This window comes from Niallia endozanthoxylica (assembly GCF_008710145.1).
Lineage (GTDB): Bacteria > Bacillota > Bacilli > Bacillales > Cytobacillaceae > Bacillus_BD > Bacillus_BD endozanthoxylica.
The window spans coordinates 38,674-64,466 of sequence record NZ_VYKL01000039.1; the positions used below are offsets into that span (position 1 = coordinate 38,674).

Sequence of the window (25,793 nt, forward strand, 5' to 3'; positions counted from 1 at the left end):
TATATTATTTTAAATGATCCATTGCAGGTAATCATATAAAAAATAAAAAGACCTGAACCACAATACCGATTCGTACTGTGATTCAAGCCTTGTCTTTATTAATCTAAGATGACTATCTTTACCGTTTTACGGCCCCATGCGATGCAGGCAGCAGTGGATGGCATCAGTACATCAATTTTATGTCCTTTAATCGCTCCGCCGGTGTCACCTGCAATAGCCTCACCATAGCCTTCTACCCACACTCTTGATCCTAATGGAATGACAGAAGGGTCAACAGCTATTAACTTCATGTTAGGATTTTGTCTGACATTAATGCCTGTTGCAGTAAGCCCTGTTGCAGAACTTTCATGACTATAGGCAGTGGCTGAAACGTAAAGCTCTTTCCCGCTGCTTGTATTGCTATTTGTATTGCTATTTGTATTGGCTTTTGTACCATTACTATTATTCGTTGCAGCTGTATTAGGCGCTGGTTGTTGTGCTTCAGCATGCTGTGTAATAGCCGTTGCTCTTGCTGCTGCTTCCTGTTGTTCCTTTGCTAACCTTGCCTGCGCTTCATTTATCCTTGCTTGTATAGCGGCATTCTCTTCTTCAGCAAGCTTGATGGCACTGACAACTGAATTATACTTTTCTTGTACCGTTGTCAAAATCGCCTGTCTTTTTTGCATATTTCCTTCTAAAAGAGCGTGATTAGACGCAAGTGTTGCATATTGCTCTTGTAACAGCTGCTCTTGTTGGTCGATAGCAGCTTTCTCTTCTTCAATTTTCTTCAAATCACTTTGCTGCTGCTCAAGTAAACTTTTATCTGCATTTAAAATAGTTGTTACTGCTGTCGCACGTTGGACAAGCTCTGTAAGATTTTCAGAGTTTACTAGTATTTCAATTACAAGGCTTGCTTTGTCATTATGCTGCAATGAAACAAGGCGTTCTTCCATAACCCCTTTTCGTGCCAGCACTTTATCTTCTAATACAACAATTTCTTCTTTTTTCTGTTCAATAATTTGTTTTATTTCAGAAATTTTTTGTTCTATATTAGTCATTTCTTTTTTATTATTTGAAATATCATTCTCTAACGTTTGTAATTCACTTTGAAGATTATTAACCTCTGTTAGAAGGCTTTCCTTTTCAGCTTGTTTTTGCTCGATTAATTTTGCATTCTCCTGTAATTGAGCCTCACTGTTATGTAATTGACTTGTTTCTGCATTTGCCATAATCGTTGTCGAAAGCAAGATAATACTTGTTAATGATGCGGCAACGACTTTTTTAAAGAAACGCATAAGACAACCCCTTTCTTACTATTATTTATAACATAAGAAAAGGGGTCTTTTGATTACAGGAATATTACATTCTCGAGTCAATTGTTTAAGATAGCTGAAAAATTGACGGCAAAGTGTAATATTTTCACTGAATTGATGTCGTTATTTAAACTAATCATAAACATTTTCCAGATAGGCAAGGGTTGGGCCATAACCTTTTTGTGGAATTTCGCTTAAAAAGGATGCAATGAATTTTTGATCAGAAATCGTTTCAAATTGAACAACCGATTTTACCTCGACCCGCCAATCTTCTCTCGAAAGTTCAATTTCTGTCTTTTCCGTTTTTGCTTCGTTCTCATCAATCGTCTTGAGGACGGCCGAGGAAAACAGATAAGCCGCATCCGAACTGGATAAACCAAGACTTCTCTTCAATTCTTTTTTTAAAAAGGGATGGCCGTTGACCCTTGAAGGCAGAATTTTGTTTGCTGCTTTTATATAGGCATCTCCTTCGTCCATCCCTCTAGCTAAATATTTCTCTGTCTCTTCTTCGATTAACATTTCAACACTCTTGCCTGAGTCGGTTAATTTCTGAACCTCTCTATCCGCTAAATATAGCGGGTCTACAGTAGGTCGTGTATCAAATTCATTCACAGCCTCTTTTGTTTTTTCCAATAAAACAGCCGTACCGGCCAGTGCCGCCTGCTCAACAGCGAGATTAGCCTGCTCTTTGACAACGTAGACTTTTATAATATTAACGATAATCACAAAAATAATTGCTACAATTCCCAGCAGCCACAGCATAAAGATGGCTGCATTCCCGTTCTCGTTTTTGACAAACTTCATGGTGAAAGCAGCACCTTGCCATGTGCTTCCTGCTCGATATCTATCGCAGCCTTTTGCTTCCATTTATCCGGAAGAAAGGTTAAATAGTGATCCGTATATAGTACTAATGTGAAGTCACCATTTGCAGAATACTGCGGGACGAGATTTCTATATTTAATCACTGAGCTGCTGCCTAATGTCTCTTTCGCTGCTTCAATCGAATCATATAAATCATTCGTTGCCGCAAACGTTTTGGCAGCATCATTGACAGCTGTTTTGGCCGTAAAAATTGCATACCCTGTCCCGACAACCTGCCAAAGCAGAAGAAAAAACATGAAAAAGAAAGGCAAAATACCAAGAAATTCAAAGCTGATTGCACCTTTTTCACTACGCAAGTGCTTTCTTAACATCCTGCCTGTCATTCCCGCTCCCCTCCAATCGATTCATTTTAAATTGAAGGTACCAAACATGAAATAAAACCAAAAGCCATGGGCTGAACGTAACATCTTCGTAAACCTCTTGAAGGATATCCTTCATTCTAAATACAGAATAATACAGCAGCCCAAGAAAATAAAATGACATAATCACGTCAAACGAAGTAAATATAGCATTCCCATAAGGAGTAAATAGGATTGACCCGATAAAATGATAGATAAAAGAAAGCCCAAGCAGGATGGTAAATAGCCACCATAATTTCATCGGAATGAGGCTTCCTTTCTCCCATTCTTTTAAAGTATGACGCTCTTTTAAAAACCAATACCCAAGGTAAACCCCTAACGTTACAATTGTTAAGAGAATGACAACAGCTACATGTACATGTTTAAACCTTCGTTCCATTACCTTACTTTCCATACACTTCACCCAAATCATCTCGATATTTAATCGTTAAATAAAAATAAATAAGTGGAAAACATAGTGCATTTAACAACGCACGAATGGTTATATATACCAAACTATTATTTTCAAAGCCTGCTAATAAATAAAGTGAGCCAGACCAGACTAACAAATTTAATGACAGTACAATAAAAATATCTAATAAAATTAAAATGTGTTCCTTTTTCATGACATTCCATATTCCTTTAAAGGCATCACGCATGTTATTTTTATCAGTAAATAAAGGAATGAGAAAGATGACAATCATCGATAATACAGTTGGGATAAAAAGAAAGAAGGAACCAAGTGCACCCGTCATAAAAAAGAGGATGGTAATGAAGGACATATAGCCAAAATTCCGAAAGAACACTTTTACCATATCGATAAATTTACAAGGTTGATCCTGCAAATCCTGTGAGGCCAGGTAGAAAAAGGGCGGAAATAATGCTGTAAAATTAATTATGATTAAAAAGAGTGCAATTAGATTATCCATTTCTACTGTATCAACCATATAAAAATATTGAATGGCTGTAAAAATAAAAAAGCTAATAGGAATGACCAATACAAGATTGAATAATAGTATCGTAACTATATTTCTATTAAAAATATCACTTATATCCCTAACCATGTTCTTTCTCCTGTTTCCATTTCACTATTTTCACCCATACGAACGTTACAAAAAGCGACACTAGTGTATTTCGCGCGAGTCCCCTGTTAATATCCATCGGGTCAGCAAACACCATAATATCCAGTACAGTTACGGCAAAGAGTAAATTCAATACCGTTAATGTCAGGCTGGCAAGATAACTGGCTATATATGGAGTTTCAGGGTTCCATATTGGTGACAAAACTCCCGTAAGAATATAACAGACGACATATAAGACCGTTACCGTAAAGGCGACATTATTTATATTAAAAAATCCCAATAAGAAGGAAGTAGCAATAAAAGTAAATATCACTACCCCCATTGTTTTTAATAACCCCATAAATTGAAACATGTTTTCCCCCGATATCTCTTTATTTTATCCCACTCTTAACGGGCAGTAAGACCCCCACCTCAAGATTCTAAGGATACAAAAGAAGATAGGTGAGGGATTAACTGCCCGTAAAGGTCCATTCGCGGAATCACAGACTAAGAACGCCACAGTTGTGGCAACGTCTGTGTGACCCACATCCTGTGGGCCTCAACTAACCATCAGTGGGGGAGGAAGAAAACCCCCACTGATGGAAGTTTCACTTTATGTCTTCTGGCTTTTTTAGAAGAGCAAACGAAAGAAATGACAAAAACAATCCACCAAGATACATAAGAAACGTAAAAAAGAATACCCCTTCATGATCATCTAACAGCTGCATAAGGATTAATTCCTGGCCATTTCGAAATGAAAAAGCACTGATGATGATTAGAATGAAGACAAAAAGATACGCACCAAAGGCAATTTTAGATTTTCCAGGCTCATGAAAAGCCTGGAAAATCATTTCTCTTTTATACAATGAATAGCCAATGATCAATACATACAGCAACACGAATGGCCAGAACACCATCGTGCCAAAAGACATTCGAAGGATGGGTTCAGTAAGGAACAATCCCATCGTAATCAGCATGATAAAGCTTGTTAAGGAGTTATATCTGATTGTATTTTCCACCGTTTGATACCAGTATCTTGCTAAACCAACCGAAAAAATCGTAATAAGCATGTTTAATAAAAAGATACGAAAGGACCAATCAGGAATCGCGCTGCCGAAAAGGCCAAACACAAAGGGACCGATTAATACAGCAAGTCCGTTGCCTTCGAAAAACTTAAACCTTTGTTCACCCTCCAAAAAGCTCTCCTACCTTTCCCAAGCCCTTGCCAATTTTGCTGTAGACAAATTTGAATCCACTCCTAATCCCATTCTTTATACTTTTTCCTACACTTGTTCGATTTATGATTACTGCTGCCCCTAATCCGGTAAATAGCCCTACGGCAGCACCTGCAACCGTTCCTAATCCAGGAACAACTGAACCTGCCAATGCTCCGGCAGTCATACTTGATAGGACACTCCCTGCAGCAGTTGTACCTACACCAATGGCCACTTCAGTCGATAAATCTGCGAAAAAGTCTGATGAAGCATAACCCTGTTTATTATTTTTCCCTTTTGGACTATAATCCCAAAGCGTCCCCGCTGCCGCCATCGCATAATTGAGCGGGCCGTTCATTTTTATCATATTGCTCTTGGAAACAAACGCTTTGTTGAAGGCACTGCCATCCTTCCAACTGCTAAGGGATGTAAAAGCTTTTTTCGAGAGCGGGCTCCAGCCATCAAACACATCTGATTTAAACGAGTTAGCCATAAAGGTTGTTAACTTCATATCTTTAGGTTTTAGACCTTTACTTTGTAAAAAGGCATTATAGGTTTTCTCTTTAATGCGTTTTGTATGATTTCCAAGCGACCGATCACTGCCATTGACATCATAGCTCTTATATCGCTGGTAAAGACTATCAAATAATTTCGAGTTTTTATTTCCCGTTACCCTATAGCCGTCGTTCGTCCCGGCAATCTTTTCAATTTTAAAGCCTGCCATCATAGACAGTGCCGCACCAGCAACATCCCGATTTATAAATCCAAGACCATAGGTTTTAAAGTCATCAAAAACACCTGTCATATGGCTGAACCAGCCTCGTTCACCGTCTGTCGTTTTGATAAGCGTATTTAGAAGAGATGGTGTTTTTTCCTCTGCCGCTTCTCCTCCGTCAGGAGCGTCACCAGCATCTGTTGCTTTGCCGCCATCCGGTCCTTCACCGGACTCTGTCGCCTTTCCTCCGTCTGGGCCATCACCGGTATCTGCTGCCTTTCCGCCATTCGGACCTTCACCAGTATCAGCCGTTTTTCCCCCATTCAGACCTTCACCAGCATCGGCTGCTTGCCCCCCATTCGGACCTTTTCCGGTATCAATAGCTTGTCCTCCGTCTGGACCGTTGCCGTTATAATCGCTATTTCCTCCGTTAACAGGATTTCCCCCCTGCAGAGCATTTCCCTGGTCCATACCATTCAGCTGCCACAATAATGAACCTGGCAACGGTGGAGTAGCATTTGGAATGAGGAACACTCCATTGTTTAAAGGCGACTGTGGCAGAATGGGCTGACCTGAAACAGCAGCCTTTCCCGGATCATAGGCCTCACCAGGTTCGTACACCTGCCCTGGGGCTATAAACTGCCCGCCTTGAATCGCTCGACCAGGCTCAAAGCTTTTTCCGGGAGTAATCGCTTTTCCTGGTTTTATAAATTCACCTGCCGCATACGTAACAACAGGGAACACATTCCAAAATAGCAAAATAGCAATCAACGATAATGCTGCTATTTTATTCCATACACGTTGACACAATGGATTTACTCACCTCGCTTATTGAGTATTTTGCTGGTACTTTTCTTCTAATGCTTTTATTGCCTCAGCATAACTGCTGTTATTAAGGCTCTTTAACTCTGCCTCGAACTTTTCAACTTCTGAATTAATCCAATCATGGTACTCATCATTAACTTTATCTAAATAACGATAAGACTCCACATCCATCTTTCCATTTTCCTTGAAAATAAATAGGATTAAGCCAATTTCAGTGCCTTCGAACGTTGCATTTGCCCCTTCTTCTGTTATATAGCCAAAAATATCCAGCTCGTTTTGAACTTTCTTACGTTCAAGTGCCTGCGTATTCTTTTCCTTCCAGTCCTTCCATGTTTGGGCTAAATCTGAAATCTTATCAAACTCTTTTTTTAATTCACTTTCATCATTTACCTTTTGATAGATGCCATCTGTAGCATCCGCAATTTCAATTAACTCATTTTGTCCTTCTGCATTTACATCAAAGCCAATCACATTCACAATCGGTGAAATATTGGAACTATATAGCTCCTTGGCAGCCTGAACCGGGTCATCGTTACACGTCGATACTCCATCACTAACGAGATAAACTATATTTGTATTGTTTTGTCCATCAAATGCTTCTAAATCCTTTTTAGCCTCACGAAGGGCAAGTCCAGTCGGTGTCCAACCAGTAGGCTGAACAGAATCTAGTGCAGTTTGGAATGGAGCACCGTCCATTGGTGAAATAGGATAGACAACGTCACTTCTGCTGCAGGAAAGCTTCATATCACTATCGGCATTACTTCCTGTATGACCATAAACACGAAGCCCTACCTTCGCACCCTCAGGCAGCTCGCTGACAAAGTCTGTAATTGTTTCTTTAGCAATTTCCATTTTTGTCTTACCGTCGATCGATTGAGCCATACTTCCTGAAGCATCTAGTATAATCTCAACGTTTAGGTTTTCTTTAAACTGATAACGTGAATCTTCCATATCAGGGCTTCCTATTGCCTGGAACCGCATTTCCTTCATCAAGTTCTCAGGACCCTTAAACTCATCCTGAACAAGCTTTAGTAATTCACGGTAAAAATAATCCAATTCTTGTTTCGAAGGATTATCTAAAATATCAGGCAGGCCCTTGAAAGCTTCCAGTGTCTTTTCTGGCTCGGCAATCTCCGGATTAAAATCAACCAACTTACCAACTGGAAGCTTTGCTAGCTCTTCATATGTGGTCGGAAGAGGTTCAACTTCAATCGTATCTTCCTCAGCCTTCTGCCCTGATTCTTTTTCTTTATCATTTTCCTTTTGATTCGTTTGTTCTGCTGTCTGTCCTTTTTCATTTCCCTCAGCAGACTGCTCATCATTGCTACAGGCAGAGATGAATAGAAAAATACTTATAAGCAGCAATAACTTAGAAAAACTTTTCATTCGTTCCTCCTTTCTTACGAAAAAAGGGCATAATGCCCCTTTTTTAATTACCCTACCATTCCTGTTATTTTCGTAATGATTTTTTCAATGACATCCCCAATGCCATCTTTTTGTCCTTCTACGGCCGTAGAAATAATTCCCAACACTAGGATCAAGAGAGCCGCCAAACCAAGCCATTCCAATGATTGCGCTCCCTTTTCGTTTTTTACAGGTTCTGTCACTTTCAGCCAAGCTTTAATTAATAAAGATTTCATTGTTTTCTCTCCCTTTGTTTTTTTATTTAAATAAATTAAATAACCCACTATTGTCTTTAAACATATTGATAGCCATTAGGCCTCCGATGAGAAGAAGAGCGGATGGCATAACGATAAAGGTGGTAATTAACGTTACCTTTGGAGAGGCTTTTGCTGCCTGCTCTTTAATTTTTTCCTTTTTTATCTTTCTCATCTCTTCGGCCTGAAGCTTAAAGGTTCTCGATATTGGAACTCCCAAGCGTTCTCCTTGAATGAGGGATTTGATTAACATTTGAAATTCCTTGCTTTCATTCCGTTCTAGGAGTGACTGATAGGCATTTCCTCTAGGTACACCAACATCTGTTTCTTGAATAAATCGACCAAATTCGTCTTTAATCGGCCCTTCAAAATAAGGAACAATATCTCGTAAAGCTTGATCTAATCCCACTCCCGCTTGCAGCGTAACACTCATCGTATCGAGGAAATCAGGAAGCTGGAATGACAATTCCTCCTGGCGCTGTTTTGCCTTTCTATTAAGCCAAAGAATGGCTCCCATATAACCGGCAACCGGATATAGAATGACAGCTACTTCTGCATATGGAAATCTTAATATCAATGAAATTCCCCCGAGGATAAATCCAACAATTAGAAGGAACATTTTTAAACCTTGAAACCTTTCCAGCGTTAGGTTATATGGAAATCCCGCCTGCATTAACTTTTTCTTTATCTCATGATTTTCACTAAAAAAGTTGATTCGCTGCCCGATAACGGAAAAATCATCAGCATATTCTAGTATTTTTGAGATGATTTTCTCTCTTCTTGTTTCTCTTTTTTCAAAAGCATTGTAGACATATGCCTTTTCCTTTATCTCTTCCTTCAATTCCTGCTTTAAAATGAAATACTTATAATAGCTTCTGAGTGAAAGGGCTAGAAACAAAAGACATAAACAAACAACAATTACAACGATTCCATCCATGTTTTCACACCCTTATATTTGTTACTTTTCTAACAAGAATAAAGGTCAGCACTGTTCCAGCAAGGAAAAGGATGAGAAGGATAATTCCTAGCCCGGAAAATAAAGGGTCTAAAAAGCCATCAATTACGTTATTCATCATTAAGACGAGAAAGATTGGAATAACCGGAACAATATAAGCCACATACCTTTGTTCCGCGGTCATCGTTTTAATTTCCTGCTGTAATATTTTTCTTTCTTCCAATGTCTGCCCCATTTCATCCAGCACTGAATATAAATTCCCGCCTGCCTTTTTCTGAATCACTAAGGTGGCCACAAATAGTTGAAACTCCTTGCTCGTGATTCTTTTCTCCATTGACTTTAAGGCTTTATTAAAATCAATCCCTAGAGCAATTTCCTGTGCAAGTCGTTTAAATTCTCCTCTTGCCGGCTCGTTTACTTCCTGAGCGACTAAATTAATCCCCTGCGTCAATGTCATTCCCGAGCGAGTTGCATTTGCCAGCAGTCTGCATATTTCCGGCAGCTGTTCAATCATCCGCTGCTTTACTAAGCTTTTTCGCAGAATGAAGATTATACGCTTGGCTCCCTCTAAAACCAAACCAGCAATTAGTAGATTAATTGGAAATTTGATATTAAAGAAGTTTTGTAAAAAAATGATAATACCCATATAGGAAACAAAAAGCGCACCAATATACTCAGAGGGTGTAAAGGGAATGTTTGCACTTCGTAATTTTTCATAGATAGGAGCAGCATATTCTGTACGATCAAATCGATCTCCTAATAGAACAATGACACTTTTTCGCTTTTTGCCGTCATGATAGAAATCATAAAGGGTTTTTCTCCACTCCCGTTTTTCTTTCCGAAAGCCTAATAAATAATAAAGGGAAATAATTAAAGAGAAAAAAGCGAATGTAGAAACGATGAATAGGATCATTGGTACACCTCCTCATGCAAAGGGGTGAACGTATGCTCAGGGATAGAAATCCCAAAAACCTTTAATTTTTCCAGGCACTTCGGGATATACCCTGTAGGAGTAAAATACCCGGTAATGGTTCCGTCCGCATTCATAGCCGTTCTTTTAAAATAAAAAATTTCCTTCACATCATGTGAGCCGTCGTCTCTCTTGACTACCTCTGAAACGGAGACAATCTTTCTAGTCCCGTCCGTTAATCGAGTTGCTTGAATAATAATGTCAAGTGCGCCGACAATATATTCCCTGACAATATGACTTGGCAACTCCATACCTGCCATGACCACCATTGCTTCAACACGGCGCAGCGCATCATCCGGCGAGTTGGCATGGACAGTGGTTAACGATCCTTCATGGCCTGTATTCATGGCCTGAAGCATATCAAAGGCCTCGCCGCTTCGAACCTCACCGACAATGATTCGATCCGGTCTCATACGAAGAGCATTTTTTACAAGCTGTCTAATGGAAACTTCCCCTCGTCCTTCGACGTTTGCCGGCCTTGCTTCTAGTCCGGCAACATTCGGACGATTTAGTCGCAGCTCTGCTGAATCTTCTATTGTGACGACCCTCTCCCCGTAAGGGATGGAGGCAGCCAATACATTCAAAATAGTTGTTTTCCCGCTTCCTGTTCCACCCGAAATGAGCGTATTCATTTTCGCTTTTACAATCCCATCAAGAAACTCACCCATTGCAGAGCTAAGCGACTGAAACTGGATCAGGTCCTCCATTTTAAAAGGATCCTTCCGAAACTTTCGAATCGAAAGGAGGGTACCATTTAAGCTTATCGGCGGTATCACTGCGTTTACACGGCTTCCATCTGGTAAGCGCGCATCAACCATTGGTGAACTTTCATCAATTCTACGTCCGATTGGTGCCACAATCCGGTCCACGATATGTCTGACATGTTCATCATCCCGAAAGGTTATATCTGCTAATTCAAGCTTTCCAAATCGCTCAACATATACTTCATTAAAACCATTCACCAACACCTCTGTGATGGAAGGATCATTGATTAAAGGCTCTAGCGGCCCATAGCCGACCGATTCATCTAGAATACGAGAAATTAATATTTCTTTATCATGACGGGAGATAATAACCTTTTCCTCAGCCATAAATTGGCTGACATACTGTTCAATACTCAGTCTCATTTCACCTTGAGACAGCTTTGTTAAAGCCTCTAAATTCGTGTCCCGCAAAAGTCTTGCTTTATAATGCTCTACCAAATCATCTACCAAATGGTTTTCATATTGATAGGATTGCAGCTTCGGCGTGCTGACTTTTTCTTTTCGTTTATCAAATAAGGATGCCATGTGCTAATCCCCCTAATTCAGTACAGAAAGGCCCCATTTTTTCACATCTTTTGCAAATGGAATCAGCCTTCTTTCCTTTGCCATCTTTCGTATTGGTTCCCCTTTGTTGATATACGGCTGTAATCCTTTATGGTCCAAACGGACAGTAGCTGCCATTGGAAATCTCAAGACATGCTTCACATCTTTTTCTTGAATTTCATTCTCTTTTCCTATTTTGTTTAAAATGATTGAAGTTTTCGAAGGAAGTTCAATTCCCAGTCTGACTGCAAGTTCTTCAAATTGCTTTAACACCTTAAGTGATGGTGTATCAGGTGTTAGGATATAGAAAATACGGTCAGACTCTTCCAGAGCAGTCACGACATGGTGATTGATATAGGAGGGTAAATCAACAATCACAAAATCAAAGCTTCTCCTGCATGTTCGAAGCAGCTTCGCAATAAACTCCTCTGTGATGTTTTCGGCCACCTCTGCATCGCAGGGACTTATGAGCACATCAAGCTTTGAAGTATCAATTTTTTGAGCTACGTTTCGTATATGGCCCTCATTTAATTCATTAATGACAGGTGTTAAATCGGCAATCGAACGATTGGATTCAATCGATAAAATGGTCTCAATGCCGCCAAATTGAAGGTTCAAATCAATTAAAATGACTTCTGCCGTTGTTTCGACCTTAAGCGTTTGAGCAAGCGTTGCAGCAAGGCTAGATTTCCCACTGCCTCCGTTTCCGCTGAAAAGAGTAAAGATTTGCCCTCTGCCTTTTGTAAACGATTGTGGTGATTGATCTTTTTTTAGCTTATTATTTTCATAGTTTTGAAAAATAGCAGGAACCCTGCTGATAAACAAGGAATGCTCCTCCGGATAGACAAAAAATTCTGTCGCTCCCGCTTTTGTGATATTTCTCAGCTGAGTAAAATCGGAGCCCTTTGATATATAGATAATTAAGGTAGCAGGGCTTACAGATTTAATATATTGAATACTTTCTACTGCTACGTCCTTTTCAGGCTGAACAAAAATCACGATATCCTGAATATCCCGATTCACTTCACGAACAACATCATCTGTTTGTACAAGTTGCACGGAATAACCGCCTGAAATACTATTTAAAATTTGATTGTGTATGACTTCATCGTCACTAACTAATAAGATTTTAAGACTTGACTCCATAGTATCCCTCTTTATCATGATGTGAGATAAATTTTTCTTTTCTGTGTAAAAGTTGAAAACAAACCATCAAGGATGTTTTGCTTGCTTATTGAACAGGCGCTACTTCAAGCTGTACAGCAGCTTCATCCGGACTTTCTGGTGCAGCAGGTGCTTCAGCCGGAGCTGCCGGTTGTTCGATTACAGCAGGCGGCTGTTGTTCCGCTGCAGGTTCTAATGCATCTTCTTTTCCTACATTTGCTTTTAGAATTCGTACCTTATCAGCATAGTTTTGTACATGAATTAACTTGGCTGCATCATCAATACTTAGTTCAAGACCAGCGCCAGCAAAATCCTCTGCTTTTTTTCCTTTTGCCCACGCTACCGGTACATCTCTCATGAAGATTTCCGTTTTGGGCTGTCCATTATTTTCAGTAGAAACAATAATATCAACCCGATCTAAGGCAGAAACTACTTGATCAAATTCAACTTTTTCAGAAGGATATATAACTACTAAACGATTATTTTCATTCCGTAAGCCTGATAATGGCTTCAGCATATTCTTTGTAATAATCTCGTCTTCCGCTAACGGTACAACTGAAACGTTATTAATAAGTTTTTCTTTTTCTGTAATATGTGCATCATTCAAGAATTTATTGGGAATCTCCATCGTCGTTATCTGGTTCTCCTGAATGAGTGTTCTTGCAGGAATCTCTCCCTTCGCAACATAGATTTTCGTCATTCCGCCTAATTCAGCATTCAGATCCTTTACCTTTTGAAATACTAAAAACCCTGCCGCTGCTGCTAAAAGAAAGGCAAGAATTAAAAATATGGCCGCTCTTCTTTTTGACTCTAACATCCTGTATCTTCTCTCCTAAGGTAGTTATTTAGTTTGAACGGTACTGCTCGTATATAATTTGCGTTTAAATATCCTTAATATTGAATACGCTATTGCAAAATACATTTTCACTATATTTATAGTGCTAACTTATTTATATCTAACACTCGCCTAAGCTCTTAGTCAAATTCCCTTAAAAGGCAGCATAAAACATTCTAATCCTTTTTTCATACAAAACCTTTAAATCAAGATATTTATCTAGGCATAAAGAATGGTATCTTTATAGGAATAAACTATTTTATTTAAAAAATATTTTTTGTATGCTAGTGAGATTTTTTATAATATTTAAAAATTATAGTAAAATATCACTGTTTTTATACAAAGAGCAGTATGGAAGGGAATAAAATAACATTTATTTGGATTATTTTTGAATTTATACCAAAATAACGGTTATTAAATAAAATAAAACCTTCCATCCCTCCTTCTCATGGGCATTATCACCCTCTCTTAATGACTAGTTCTCTTCCTACTCCCTTCTCACGGGCACTATCCCCCTCTCTTAGTGACCAGTTCCCTTCCTACTCCCTTCTCACGGGCATCATCCCCCTTTCTTAGTGACCAGCTCCCTTCCTAATCCCTTCTTACGGGCATTATCCCCCTTTCTTAGCGACCAGTTCTCTTCCTACTCCCTTCTCACGGGCACTATCCCCCTCTCTTAGCGACCAGTTCCCTTCCTACTCCCCTCCCGCGGGCACTATCACCCTTTCTTAATGACCAATGCCCTGCCAACTCCCTTCTCACGGGCACTATCACCCTCTCTTAGTGACCAATTCTCTTCCAACTCCCCTCTCGCGGGCACTATCAAATCTTTCCTTTTAAAAATCTAAATAAAAAGGCCCCTCAAGCTGTTCAGTGAACACTTGAGAAGCCTCATCAACTATGTCTTCCCTCACATCGAAGGCGAAAATTAACCTATTATTCTATTCCCTTGGTAATTCAAATGTAACAGTGTAGCCTTTTGCAAGGTCTTGGTTATCCATGCTGCGAAGCGGTCCAAGCTCAAGGTCAAACTTCTTATAGATACCAAACTCATCTTTGCGAAGTAAAAAGACAATCATTTTTTCGCCTTTTTCGCCAGGCTTAATTTCATCTACGCCATCTGGCTCCAACTGGCCAGTTGATAGATAGGTCGCTCTTGTATCATCAACAATTAACTTTCCAGAGGTCCAGTATGCACTTAAAGACTCTTGTGATGTATTGTCAATAATTAAATTCATTGTAATCGCCACAATACCGCTGTCACCAAAATCAGCGAAAGCTTCTTTATAGGCTTCTGTAGGAATAACCTCTGTATATTGGATTCCGTCAAGCGTAATATTTACATCACCAAGCACTTGTGTTTGACCAATATCTTTTCTCTCAAAAATCATCTTTTTCTCGGCCATATCCCGCAGCAATAATTCGTCCTGATAAAAGTCAGGCTGACTTGCTAATTTACCCTTTTGGTCATCATTATAAATAAAATCAAAGACAGCATCGCCTTTAAATGAACCTTTGAATGAGTCATTATCAGCTACTCCGCCTTCAATGACAAACTTTGGATTGACTGTTGCTAATGACTGATACTCTTCATTTGTAAGAGCAAAAGTAACAAAGCCGGTTACCTTTTCGCCAGCAGCATATTTGCCAGGATCGGTTTCCTTTTTAGAAAAAACCGTCTCTTCATCTTTCACGAATAATCTTGATTGAGATGGGAAGATTCCAAATTCATTTGCTACTTCAATATTCATGATAGAAGTATAATACATTGGCTTATCTGTCGTGTTATCGATTGTAACCTTTGCCGTAATGATGTAACCCTCTTGCTGTTCATCAAATACATACGTGTAATCTTTATGGATATCTTTTAAACTAACAATCTGGTATTCGTCGACAGATACCTTGAAGCCGTTCATATCATGTATGTAGTTTGGTTCTTTGTTTGTGTACACGACTTCAACTGTTCCTTCTGACTCCTCAGCGATAAATGGATTCAACACCCCGCCGCTATCCTTTGCAGATTCCTTTTTGTCAGATTCATTCTTTTTCTCTTCTTGATCAGCCTTTTCGGTTGTTTCCGTTTTTGCTGGTTCTTCCTCTGTCGTTGAAGCTTTTTCATCATTGCCGCCACATGCAGCTAAAAGCAGCGATGAGGAAATCACAATAGTCCAAAATAAATTCTTACTCTTCAACATATTTCTACTGCCTCCCCTTGAAATTGTTTGTCTCTAATGATGTTAATAGATCCAGTAAGGAATAAGAATCATTCCCTAAAAACTCTCACTACATAATGACAAAATTCACCATATAAATCAATTGATCTAATTGGCTCTATCTTATTTTCTACTCATCAAATAGTTATTATGGCCCTCATTCGACAAAATCAGACGTTTGTTTTATTCACCTGATGATAGTCCTATTTGCACACTAACTAACCAATATTTGTTTGAGAGGACTATGAGCCAAAATCTCACCATTTCCCTAACGATTCGTTACACCAAGCGTTGACTAATTAATAGCAAGAGGCTGTTATAGGTATAAATATTCATTTTTAGAAAATGACTATTTAATATGCCTTTATTCATGAGGTAAAAGAGACTCGAGCCCGTTCTCTTGCATTTAGAAGGAATAAAATTTTATAGTGGATGCATTAAGTTTTTACATAACTAAATGAGGGATTAACAAGATGCTAAAAAAACTCCAGACCTACTTTCCAACTGCCATTGCAACAGATGTGTCACCTTCTTTAGAGAGGAACGATCTTTATTGGTTTAAAGATGATGGAAACAAACCCTTTTGGCTTGGGGTACCCAAATCCGAAATAAGTGATGGTCAACTAGAACTATTAAGCACACTATACGAAATCGTTTCCCTTGATCACTCAGTAAGTTTAATCGGATCAGCAAAGGAATGGCATTCCTTTCTCTTTAATGAAGATAAACCCCCAACTAATTTAAAAACGAATATCCGATTCATTCAGTTTCAAATTAATACCATTGATCAAAACATTAAAGATTTAGAAATGGCTATCAAGGAGTTTTTCCATAAATGTTTAGCCTTTATATGGTTGGATGAATCTAATGGAATCGTTATAGAAGAAAAAACGGAGATGGCCTATAGTGAAGATGATTTTCAATCCATTTCTGTTACTCTTGAAAGTGATTTTTATATTAAATCATTCTTTTATATTGGGAAATTTCGCAATGGAACGAGAAAGCTAAGAGAAGACTTTTTCCTTGAAAGAGAGCTCTTTCTTGAAGCAATAAAACATCTATCTACAGAACGAATCTTTTCGTTCGAAAAAATCTTCCCGACCATATTAGCCGCCAATCTGCCAAAAGCAGCTAGTGAGCTGCTTTATACTGATATCATTCATATTTTAAAAGAAGACACTGAATTAAGGGATACCATGAAAGTATTTCTCGAACATAACTCAAATACTTCTCTTGCTGCAAAAAAGCTGTTTATCCATCGGAATACATTGCAGTATCGCCTGAATCGTTTTTCTGAAAAAACAAATATCGATTTAAAAGAAATTAACAGTGTTCTTACCGTTTACATTGCCTGTCTGCTAGCCAAAAATAAGGGCTAATGTTCACTGTGCATAAAAAACGAACAAATAATTTTGTTCATTTTGCCCATGCCTAAATAACTGATAGCTGGTAAATTATCATTGTAAACCCTTACATTTAGGAGGATGCAAAATGGCAGAATTAAAATTAAATCATATATATAAAATTTACGATGATAAAGTAACAGCAGTAAACGACTTCAACCTTCATATTCAAGATAAAGAATTCATTGTGTTTGTTGGCCCTTCCGGATGTGGAAAGTCTACTACTCTCCGCATGATTGCCGGCCTTGAGGAAATTTCCAAAGGAGATTTCTACATTGATAATCAACGCGTGAACGATTTGGCTCCGAAGGATCGCGATATCGCAATGGTGTTCCAGAACTACGCTCTTTATCCGCACATGACGGTTTATGATAATATGGCCTTTGGACTAAAGCTTCGTAAATTCTCAAAGGAAGAAATTGACCGCCGTGTGACGGAAGCAGCAAAAATATTAGGGCTTGAGCAATACTTAAAGCGTAAGCCAAAAGCACTTTCTGGAGGTCAGCGCCAGCGTGTAGCGTTAGGCCGTGCAATTGTACGTGATGCTAAAGTTTTCTTGATGGACGAGCCTTTATCAAACCTTGATGCCAAGCTTCGTGTGCAAATGCGTACAGAAATTATCAAACTTCACCGCCGTTTGAATACAACAACGATTTATGTAACGCATGACCAAACAGAGGCAATGACGATGGCAACTCGCCTTGTCGTTATGAAGGATGGTGTAATCCAGCAAGTGGGCTCACCGAAGGAAGTTTATGAAAAACCAGAAAACATTTTTGTCGGCGGCTTTATTGGTTCTCCTGCCATGAACTTCTTTAATGGAAAAGTTGAAAATGGAAAATTTGTGATTGGACATATATCTATTGCAATTCCTGAAGGAAAAATGAAGGTACTTCGTGAGGAAGGTTATGTTGGAAAAGAAGTCGTTCTAGGCATCCGCCCAGAAGATTTCCATGATGAACAGATCTTTATTGACACGTACAAAGATTCTAAGATTACGATTAATGTAGAAGTATCAGAGTTAACAGGGGCAGAAACAATGATTTACTCTTCACTAGAAGGCCAACCTCTTGTTGCCCGTATTGATTCGCGCGGACATATCCCAGCAGGAAGCAAAATTGAACTAGCCCTTGACATGAACAAACTACATTTCTTTGACAAAGAAACAGAAAAAAGAATTCGCACAGAGTAAAACAAACAGTAGACTTTTTGTCTGATGGATATAAATGTTGAAAAAGGACTGTTCCAAGTAAATGTGCTAGGCACTTTATGGGACAGTCCTTTTTGTCTAATCAAATTCGCCCCGTCGAATTTGCGTCCGGATTTTTATCGAGCTCGCTCGATAAATTACCTTTAAAAAATCCGTGACATCCGCCGGAGGCTTAACTTTATTCAGCTGGGGTTTGACCCCCACTGAATCGAAGAGCAACTTGCATTCATCCCCCACTTGTAGAAGTGGAGGACTTCTGCTGAATGAAGTTAAAAAAACAACAAAGGTCCATAAAAAGAAACCAAGTCGAATAGACCTGGTTTCTTCATAAATCACTTTATCTTATTCTTCATCAATAATTGCCCAATAAGATGGTTTAACGTTGTAGTCGTTATCGAAGACAAATGGTGCGTCTACGCCTATACCATCATTGTATTGTTCAGCACGGTCATTTAGCCATGTATGGTTATCGGCGACACCCCAAAATGTTACACTGCTGATTTTATCTCCTAATTTCTCATATAACTTAAATAATTGATCATAACGATCGGCCTGACGTTCAAATTCACTTGCTGGAATATTACCATAAGTTGGATACGCAGGTTTTGGCGGCCAGCCGTAAAGACTAACATCCAGCTCGGTAATTTGGTTGTCTAAGCCAAGGTCTGCAAACATGTTAATCGTTTTCTCAATTTCATCTATAGAAGGCCAGCCGATTTGGATGTGAGATTGATGTCCCACTCCATCAATAGGAACTCCCTCTTCTACTAATTCTTTGACCAGCTTATATAAGGTTTCTCTTTTTGGATCTATTTCCGTGTTGTAGTCATTAATATAAAGCTTTGCGTCTTTTCCTGCATAACGGTCTGCTGTTTCAAAAGCGACCTTGATATAATCAGTACCTGTGATTTGATACCAAGGTGAATTACGTAATTCCCCATTATCATCTACTACCTCATTGACTACATCCCAAGAGCTAATATCATTTTTATATCGCTTAACGATTGTTTTAATATGAGTTTCAAGACGTTTTAGTAAAAGTTTCTTGTTCTTTTCTTGTTTTTTTGGATCTGTTTCTTCAACCATTGGGTTTCCGTCTTTATCCATAAAGAACCAATCTGGTACTTGGCTGTGCCAAATAAGGGTATGGCCACGCAGCTTCATATTGTTTTCTTTGGCAAATTTAACGATTTTATCCGCTTCTTCGAAATTAAATTTTCCTTCCTCAGGGTGGATATTAATCGGTTTCATAACATTCTCAGCAACTAGGCTGTTAAAATGACGCTTTAAGACTTCAGCATCTTTCCCTTCAAACATGTAAGGTTCAACAGCTGCCCCTATATCGAATAGTTTCGCATATCTCTCATCAAGCTCAACCGGCGCATTTAATGCACTAACCGGTTCATTTTCCGCTGCGGATACACTAGACAGTCCAGTAGGTAATAAAAGTGCTAAAGCTAATCCAGAAACAAGTGGTTTACGTAATACTTTAAGCATGATTTCTTCTCTCCTTATTTTTCAAAGTATTTTAGTAGTTTTTTAGCTGCTGAAAAAACTTTAACTTTCCCCCCTCTTTAATCATCTTCTCGTCAAAGAATAAAAAAGTAAGGGCTTACATATAGAGTAATAAAAACTTGAACCGGATGTTTGTCCTGACGTAACCCGATTATAACAGCTCTTTTCTTGGTTTATCTACTAAATAAACTAACTTTTTAGACTTTTCACAAAAATAATAAAATATAACCAGATTTATTCTCCTATTTATTATTAATATCAGGGTATAATTAATCATTCACATCGGAAAATAGTCATGTATTTGTAAAATAGGACAGGTTTTTATCAAACATTGTATAATTAATAAATAAAGTTTATCTTTACAAGGAAAGGCGAACAATTGATGCTGAAACAACTAAAGAAATGGAATACATTACGGAACCAAATTTTGTTTATCTTTTTACTTGTTATGATCATCGTTCTGTTGATTGTCAGTCTTCTAACATTGAGACAAGTTTCCACATTATTGCAAAATAATGCCGAAAAACAATTTCAGCAAGTAGCCATTGAAGCAAACGGCAGAATAGATACCCTCTACCAGCAAATTAACATCTCGTCTAAACTTGTAATTTCAGATGAAGAGGTCCAACAGTTGCTAACCAATGTTTATGACGGTATCACACTAACGTTTGGTGAACGCCAGCAATTAATGGGGCATGTGAATAGAATAATGGGCAATACAGAGGGGATATTTTCGGTACAGCTTTATTCAGGCAATCAAGAGCGTATTCTCCCCCTTGGTGAAGGCCTATTAGCAAACAGAATTAATCTAAAATGGATTGATGAGGCGAATAAAGCAAAAGGCAGAATGGTTTGGATTGGGGACGACCCATATGACAAAAACAACTTTCTTGCCATTCGCAGGGTTAGCTTAATGGAAAGACAATATCGGAATGGGGGGTATCTTTTGATTAGTATTGACCGGAACCACTTTCATTTTGCAAATGAACCGCATGCAAACGATCAATACTCCATTCTAATTGATCAAGATGAAAAACCAATTATCCAAAATTATTCTGGAGATTTATCTAATATTATCAAAAACAACGAACGTACCGTTCAACTAAACGAGCGAGATTATATGGTGATAAAGCAAACATCTCTCCTTACTGGCTGGACTGTATTTATTCTAACTCCTGTAAGTGAATTAACAGAAGGAATGTCTGGAATTCGGACAGGTATTATTTTATCTGGTGTGGTTGGCGTATTGATTTTTACCATTTGCTCCTTCTTCCTTTCAACCATGATAACAAGACCAATCCTGCGATTAACAAAAACCATGCAGCATGCAAGTGAAGGTTCATTATCACTAAACCCAAGTGTTCCTTCAGTCAATGAAATTAATAAATTAAACAGTACGTATAATCAGCTTGTGAAAGAAACGAATCATCTAATCCAAATGGTTTACCAAAAAGAGATTTTACGGAGTCAAAGTGAATTGAAGGCCCTGCAAGCGCAAATCAATCCACATTTTCTTTTCAACACATTGGATGCGCTCCATTGGTCCCTTGAAGAAAAAGAGGAAGAAGAGTTGTCGGAGCTTGTGTTAGCGATGTCGAATTTATTTCGTTATACCATAACAAAAGAAACGGATGAAGATTGGGTATTTTTAAAAGACGAAATCCAGCATATCGGCAACTATATGGAAATCATGAAAATGCGGTTTGGGAATAGATTGCATTGGCAAGCCTCTGTTCCAAAAGAATATGAGCTTGTAAGAATTCCCAAATTAATCATTCAGCCTTTAGTTGAAAACGCAATCCTCCATGGAGCCGGAAACAAAGTGGGTGACTGTCATATTGCTGTAACGGTTAAGCCAGTCAAACATGAAGAGAAAGAACGCATTATCATTACCGTTCAAGATGATGGAAATGGCATGGATCAAAATCGCCTTCAGTGGGTGATTCAATCCTTAAAGACAGGCGGTACCTCCTCATCAAGCGGGAGAGGAATGGCCCTTTCGAATGTTTATAAACGGCTGCAATTATATTACAAGAAAACTTCACATTCAGAGCTTTTGATTGAAAGTCAATTAACAAAAGGAACAAAGATATCTTTTGAAATACCGGTTGATGGGGGGAACTAAATGATTACCAAAAATATTGTAATAGTTGATGATGAACCAACAACAAGACAGGGTTTACAAAGAACATTGGAACGCTGGAGTAATGGTGAATTTACCATCCACACCGCTGAAAGCGGAGAGGATGTACTCCGGATTGCGGAAGAGACAAAAATTCATCTTTTGCTTACTGATATCCGGATGCCTGAGATGAACGGACTGCAGCTATTAAAGAATATTAAAGAAAAAGGCATGTCTCCTGTTGTCATTGTAATCTCTGCCTATTCCGAGTTTGAGTATGCTCAGGAAGCGTTAAGACTCGGTGTAGTGAACTATCTTCTAAAACCGGTTGGGAAAAAGAAGCTGATTGAAGCGGTGGAAGAAGCCGTTCAGGTGTTAGAGAAACAGCTGCGAGTAGGAATGATCGAAAAGGTAGTAGATGAAAAAATTGTTGATGCCAACACCAAAATCGATTCAGCCAAAGATACCATTCGCGAATCCATTACCTACATTGACCAGCATCTTAAAGATGAGTTAACGCTAAAGGACGTCGCTAGTCATGTCCATTTGAATCCAAGCTACTTTAGTGTGCTGTTTAAGGAGCAAGTCAAGCTTACATTTAGCGAATATGTAACAAGACGAAGGATCCAGCGGGCAAAGGAATTAATGATTTCAACCAATCTTCCCATCAATGAAATCGCTGAAGAAGTAGGATATAAAACTGCTAAATATTTCATTAAACTATTCAAAGATAATGAAGGTGTAACACCAAGCGTTTACCGAAAAACAAACAATGAAAGGGCTTTCTAAAAATAGTAGTATTTTTCCCAATCATAGTTCCCTTTTTTAAAAACCCCCCCTAGTGTAAACTAAATCTCGTAAGGCAGAGAAGAATATACAATAGGGGGTTTTAATAGTGAATAAAAAGAAAGCGTTTTCCGCCGTAATGTCTTTGGCATTAACAGGCGGTTTAATTTTAGGAGGCTGCTCTTCCTCTTCATCAGATGAATCAAGTGAAGCAAGCGGCGATAAAACCGTTGTCAAAATGATGCATTTATGGCCTGAAGGCAGTTCAAATGCTCAATATACAATTGTTGATGACATTATCACAGCTTACGAAAAAGAAAACCCTGATGTAGATATTCAAACAGAGATTCTAGGAAACGAGCAGTACAAAGAAAAAATTAAAGTATTATCTGCTTCAAATGAACTTCCGGACGTAGGGATTACTTGGGCAGCTGGTTATATGAAACCATTCGTTGAAGGAGATATGTTCGCTTCATTAGATGATATTACACAAAAAGACAAATTCGTTGCCGGTACACTTGATGCTTTCTCCTTTGAAGAAAAGACATATGCATTACCACTTGAGTTAAACATTACTCCAGTGTACTACAACAAAGAAATCTTTAAAAAGTATAATCTAGAAGCTCCAAAAACGTATGATGAATTCTTAAAAGTTGTTAAAACACTAACTGATAACAAAGTGACTCCGATTACTCTTGGAAACAAAGACCGCTGGACAGGCTCTATGTGGTATATGTATCTTGCAGACCGTATTGGCGGACCTGAAGTATTAAATAATGCTATCAATCGTACTGGAAGCTTTGAAGATCCAGCTTTAGTTAAAGCAGCTGAAGAGGTTAAAAACCTAGTTGATATGGGAGCATTTGTTAAAGGTTTCAATGGATTATCAAATGATGAAGCAAAAGGTTACTTCATGAATGAACAAGCTGCAATGTACATGATGGCAACTTGGGAGCTTCCAAACTATACAACAACTCCAGATGTTGCTCAAGAATTCAAAGACAAAGTGGGTTATTTCAAGTTCCCTGCTTATGAAGGCGGAAAAGGAAACGTTGATAGTTATGTAGGTGGTCCTGGTGTAGGTCTATTCGTATCTGAGCAATCAAAAGTAAAAGAAGAAGCAAAAGAATTTGTTTCTTACTTAGTTGAAGAATGGGGCAAGCGTTCAGTTGTTGATGCTGGTGTTATCCCTGCAACATTCGTTGATACAAACAATAGTGAACTTCACCCAATGTACATTGATATTCTTAAAGATTTAGAGAATGCTACAAACCTTACACTTTATGCTGATGTTCAAATGTCTGCCAAAGTAGCTGATGTTCACTTAAATCAGATTCAATCATTATTCGGAGGAGAATCAACTCCAAAACAATTTACTAAAGCCCAAGAAGACGCTCTTGCTGCTGAGAAATAATCATTGCATTGAAAGAGGGCATATTGCTTTAAATATGTCCTCTTCTTTATAGAAAGGAAGGGGACTATACCGACATGAAGAAGGTAATGTCAAATAAATTCGTTATCGCTCTATATACACTCCCTGCTTTATTTCTCGTTCTAGCTCTTATCTATATTCCAATTGTATTGTCAGGTTATTACGGTCTCATGGATTGGGACGGTATTGGTCAAATGACCTTTATTGGCTTAGATAATTATGTAACATTAATTCAAGATAAAGTATTCTGGACAAGCACCTGGCATTCCCTGCTGTTAGCTGTTTTCTCAACAGCCAGCTTATTGCTTTACTTAGCCATTTCTCTTGTGTTAGCCAGTAAAATTAAAGGTTCTGACCTTTTACGTAAAATTTACTTAATCCCAATGCTATTATCATCTGTTGCCATTGCACAATTGTGGATGAAGATATTTGACCCAACAAACGGAATGGCAAATAAATTGCTTGAAATGTTTGGTGTAGAAAATACACCGGTTTGGTTAGCAGATCCAGCTATTGCTCTTTTCGCTATTTTCATTCCGGTTATTTGGCAATATGCAGGATTTTATATTCTTATTTATTACGCAGCATTAAAAAATGTACCTGATGAAGTGATTGAGGCAGCGAAAATTGACGGTGCCAGTCCATTACAAATTGCTTTTAAAATTAAATTACCTCTAATTTCTGGAATCTTTAAAGTAACAGTTATGCTAGCAGTTGTAGGATCATTAAAATATTTTGATTTGATTTACGTTATGACTGGCGGCGGTCCAAACGGAGCAAGTGAAGTAATTGCCTCCTATATGTACAAAGAAGCATTCAAATTAAATAACTTCGGTTATGGTAGTGCAATCGGCTTTGGACTATTAGTACTCTGTCTTGTTATGACTTGGTTAACTTCGAAATTAACGAAATCTAAAGATGATGTTCAATAACATTAAGGGGGAAGAAACAAATGAGTAAGGTTAGTTCACCACAAGCAGCAACACTGGACCTTTCCGTTCCCGATAAATCAAAGAAATCTTTCCTGAACAAAATCGGATTTGGATTTCTTTATCTTATACTAGGAATATTTGCTATTATTCAGATTTACCCATTAGTTTGGCTGGTTTTCTTTTCACTCAAAACAAATCAAGAAGTGTTTGGAATGTCTCCTTTCTCTTTACCGCAGGACCCACAGTGGGCAAACTATACAAAAGCTTGGACTTCCGGTAATATTGGTCTTTATTTCTTTAATAGTGTCTGGATTACAGTATTATCAGTCGCTCTTACTCTTATTCTAGCTAGTTTCGTAACATTTGCTGTTACACGAATGAGTTGGAAATTTAGCGGACTTGTTCTTGGATTGTTTTTAGTAGCCTACATGATTCCATTACATTCTACGTTAATTCCATTGTTTAACATGTATAACAGCATGAATTTGATTGACAGTCCTGTATCAATTGTATTATCTTATACGGCCTTTAACTTACCATTAACGATTATGATTTTACTAGGCTTCTATAAGACTTTCCCACGTGAAATTGAAGAAGCTGCAGTAGTGGATGGTTGTTCGATTCACCGAATTTTCTTCCAAATTACCCTGCCGATGACGGTACCGGTATTATCAACAACAGGAATTATTAACATGATTTACAACTGGAACGAGTTTGTATTCGTTAATACCTTTATCAGTTCTGATAAATGGAAAACATTAACAGTTGGAATCAACAATTTCGTAGGTCAATATTTAACTGATTGGGGCGCCATTGGTGCTACTCTTGTTATCAGTATTGTTCCTATCCTGCTTGCTTTCTTATTCTTAAGCGATAAAATTGTTGAGGGTATGGCTGCAGGTTCTGTAAAAGGTTGATTGGTTAAAAGACAAAAGACAGAGAGGAAAGTTCTCACCTTAAAAGT

General features: G+C 38.3%; 24 protein-coding genes. 7 read left to right on the forward strand and 17 right to left on the reverse strand.

Translation table 11 applies throughout. The features are described 5' to 3' along the window. Nucleotides 1–98 precede the first annotated feature (98 nt). The 16 genes from F4V44_RS22205 to F4V44_RS22280 form a co-directional block, all read right to left on the reverse strand. Nucleotides 99–1,274, reverse strand: a complete 1,176-nt coding sequence (locus F4V44_RS22205; RefSeq protein WP_150442200.1) for a 3D domain-containing protein — start codon at nt 1,272–1,274, stop codon at nt 99–101. A gap of 150 nt (nt 1,275–1,424) precedes the next feature. Next, nucleotides 1,425–2,096 carry a pilus assembly protein TadG-related protein gene (locus F4V44_RS22210; RefSeq protein ID WP_150442201.1) on the reverse strand — a complete coding sequence of 224 codons (672 nt, stop codon included), beginning with the start codon at nt 2,094–2,096 and terminating at the stop codon, nt 1,425–1,427. Beyond that, nucleotides 2,093–2,497, reverse strand: a complete 405-nt coding sequence (locus F4V44_RS22215; protein ID WP_223882004.1) for a pilus assembly protein — start codon at nt 2,495–2,497, stop codon at nt 2,093–2,095. The genes F4V44_RS22210 and F4V44_RS22215 overlap by 4 nt, the downstream gene beginning before the upstream one ends. Continuing rightward, nucleotides 2,463–2,927 carry a DUF4234 domain-containing protein gene (locus tag F4V44_RS22220; protein WP_150442202.1) on the reverse strand — a complete coding sequence of 155 codons (465 nt, stop codon included), beginning with the start codon at nt 2,925–2,927 and terminating at the stop codon, nt 2,463–2,465. The genes F4V44_RS22215 and F4V44_RS22220 overlap by 35 nt, the downstream gene beginning before the upstream one ends. Continuing rightward, the gene (locus tag F4V44_RS22225; RefSeq protein WP_150442203.1) at nt 2,917–3,576 is read right to left on the reverse strand and encodes a hypothetical protein; all 660 of its coding nucleotides are present in this window, start codon (nt 3,574–3,576) and stop codon (nt 2,917–2,919) included. Before F4V44_RS22225 ends, F4V44_RS22220 begins: the two co-directional genes overlap by 11 nt. Next, entirely contained in the window at nt 3,569–3,946 is a 378-nt protein-coding gene (locus F4V44_RS22230; RefSeq protein ID WP_150442204.1) for a hypothetical protein, read from the reverse strand. The genes F4V44_RS22225 and F4V44_RS22230 overlap by 8 nt, the downstream gene beginning before the upstream one ends. A gap of 235 nt (nt 3,947–4,181) precedes the next feature. Further along, nucleotides 4,182–4,769 carry a hypothetical protein gene (locus tag F4V44_RS22235; RefSeq protein ID WP_150442205.1) on the reverse strand — a complete coding sequence of 196 codons (588 nt, stop codon included), beginning with the start codon at nt 4,767–4,769 and terminating at the stop codon, nt 4,182–4,184. Beyond that, nucleotides 4,759–6,312 (reverse strand): ICP22 family protein, encoded by a 1,554-nt coding sequence (locus F4V44_RS22240; RefSeq protein ID WP_150442206.1) that lies wholly within the window; start codon nt 6,310–6,312, stop codon nt 4,759–4,761. Before F4V44_RS22240 ends, F4V44_RS22235 begins: the two co-directional genes overlap by 11 nt. A gap of 18 nt (nt 6,313–6,330) precedes the next feature. Further along, the gene (locus F4V44_RS22245; protein ID WP_150442207.1) at nt 6,331–7,713 is read right to left on the reverse strand and encodes a vWA domain-containing protein; all 1,383 of its coding nucleotides are present in this window, start codon (nt 7,711–7,713) and stop codon (nt 6,331–6,333) included. Between the two features lie 47 nt (nt 7,714–7,760). Then, nucleotides 7,761–7,967, reverse strand: a complete 207-nt coding sequence (locus F4V44_RS22250; protein WP_150442208.1) for a hypothetical protein — start codon at nt 7,965–7,967, stop codon at nt 7,761–7,763. 22 nt (nt 7,968–7,989) lie between these two features. Beyond that, complete coding sequence (locus F4V44_RS22255) at nt 7,990–8,922, reverse strand: type II secretion system F family protein (protein ID WP_150442209.1); 933 nt, start codon at nt 8,920–8,922, stop codon at nt 7,990–7,992. A 4-nt stretch (nt 8,923–8,926) separates the two neighbouring features. Further along, nucleotides 8,927–9,853, reverse strand: coding sequence for a type II secretion system F family protein (locus F4V44_RS22260; RefSeq protein WP_150442210.1), 927 nt, complete (start codon nt 9,851–9,853; stop codon nt 8,927–8,929). Further along, the gene (locus F4V44_RS22265; protein ID WP_150442211.1) at nt 9,850–11,199 is read right to left on the reverse strand and encodes a CpaF family protein; all 1,350 of its coding nucleotides are present in this window, start codon (nt 11,197–11,199) and stop codon (nt 9,850–9,852) included. Before F4V44_RS22265 ends, F4V44_RS22260 begins: the two co-directional genes overlap by 4 nt. A 12-nt stretch (nt 11,200–11,211) precedes the next feature. Next, nucleotides 11,212–12,363, reverse strand: coding sequence for an AAA family ATPase (locus tag F4V44_RS22270; RefSeq protein WP_150442212.1), 1,152 nt, complete (start codon nt 12,361–12,363; stop codon nt 11,212–11,214). Nucleotides 12,364–12,448: 85 nt separating this feature from the next. Further along, nucleotides 12,449–13,198 (reverse strand): SAF domain-containing protein, encoded by a 750-nt coding sequence (locus F4V44_RS22275; RefSeq protein ID WP_150442213.1) that lies wholly within the window; start codon nt 13,196–13,198, stop codon nt 12,449–12,451. 959 nt (nt 13,199–14,157) lie between these two features. Continuing rightward, the gene (locus tag F4V44_RS22280) at nt 14,158–15,411 is read right to left on the reverse strand and encodes a DUF5068 domain-containing protein (RefSeq protein ID WP_150442214.1); all 1,254 of its coding nucleotides are present in this window, start codon (nt 15,409–15,411) and stop codon (nt 14,158–14,160) included. Nucleotides 15,412–15,902: 491 nt separating this feature from the next. Here F4V44_RS22280 and F4V44_RS22285 point away from each other — a divergent pair, with 491 nt between their 5' ends. Continuing rightward, entirely contained in the window at nt 15,903–16,808 is a 906-nt protein-coding gene (locus F4V44_RS22285; protein ID WP_150442215.1) for a PucR family transcriptional regulator, read from the forward strand. Nucleotides 16,809–16,920: 112 nt separating this feature from the next. After that, on the forward strand, nt 16,921–18,024 hold the full coding sequence (locus F4V44_RS22290; RefSeq protein ID WP_150442216.1) for an ABC transporter ATP-binding protein: 1,104 nt from the start codon (nt 16,921–16,923) through the stop codon (nt 18,022–18,024). Nucleotides 18,025–18,384: 360 nt separating this feature from the next. Here the strand turns inward: F4V44_RS22290 and F4V44_RS22295 are convergent, their stop codons facing one another. Beyond that, nucleotides 18,385–19,539: an endo-1,4-beta-xylanase gene (locus F4V44_RS22295; protein WP_150442217.1), complete on the reverse strand. Its 1,155-nt coding sequence runs from the start codon at nt 19,537–19,539 to the stop codon at nt 18,385–18,387. Nucleotides 19,540–19,939: 400 nt separating this feature from the next. On the opposite strand from F4V44_RS22295, the gene F4V44_RS22300 reads away from it, so the two are divergent. The 5 genes from F4V44_RS22300 to F4V44_RS22320 all read left to right on the forward strand — a co-directional run bounded on the left by F4V44_RS22300 (nt 19,940) and on the right by F4V44_RS22320 (nt 25,746). Further along, nucleotides 19,940–21,682 (forward strand): sensor histidine kinase, encoded by a 1,743-nt coding sequence (locus F4V44_RS22300; protein WP_150442218.1) that lies wholly within the window; start codon nt 19,940–19,942, stop codon nt 21,680–21,682. Continuing rightward, nucleotides 21,683–22,468 (forward strand): response regulator transcription factor, encoded by a 786-nt coding sequence (locus F4V44_RS22305; RefSeq protein ID WP_150442219.1) that lies wholly within the window; start codon nt 21,683–21,685, stop codon nt 22,466–22,468. 106 nt (nt 22,469–22,574) lie between these two features. Next, entirely contained in the window at nt 22,575–23,879 is a 1,305-nt protein-coding gene (locus F4V44_RS22310; protein WP_396897512.1) for an extracellular solute-binding protein, read from the forward strand. A gap of 74 nt (nt 23,880–23,953) precedes the next feature. Beyond that, nucleotides 23,954–24,829 carry a carbohydrate ABC transporter permease gene (locus tag F4V44_RS22315; protein ID WP_150442220.1) on the forward strand — a complete coding sequence of 292 codons (876 nt, stop codon included), beginning with the start codon at nt 23,954–23,956 and terminating at the stop codon, nt 24,827–24,829. A gap of 20 nt (nt 24,830–24,849) precedes the next feature. Next, the gene (locus F4V44_RS22320; RefSeq protein ID WP_150442221.1) at nt 24,850–25,746 is read left to right on the forward strand and encodes a carbohydrate ABC transporter permease; all 897 of its coding nucleotides are present in this window, start codon (nt 24,850–24,852) and stop codon (nt 25,744–25,746) included. Nucleotides 25,747–25,793 lie beyond the last annotated feature (47 nt).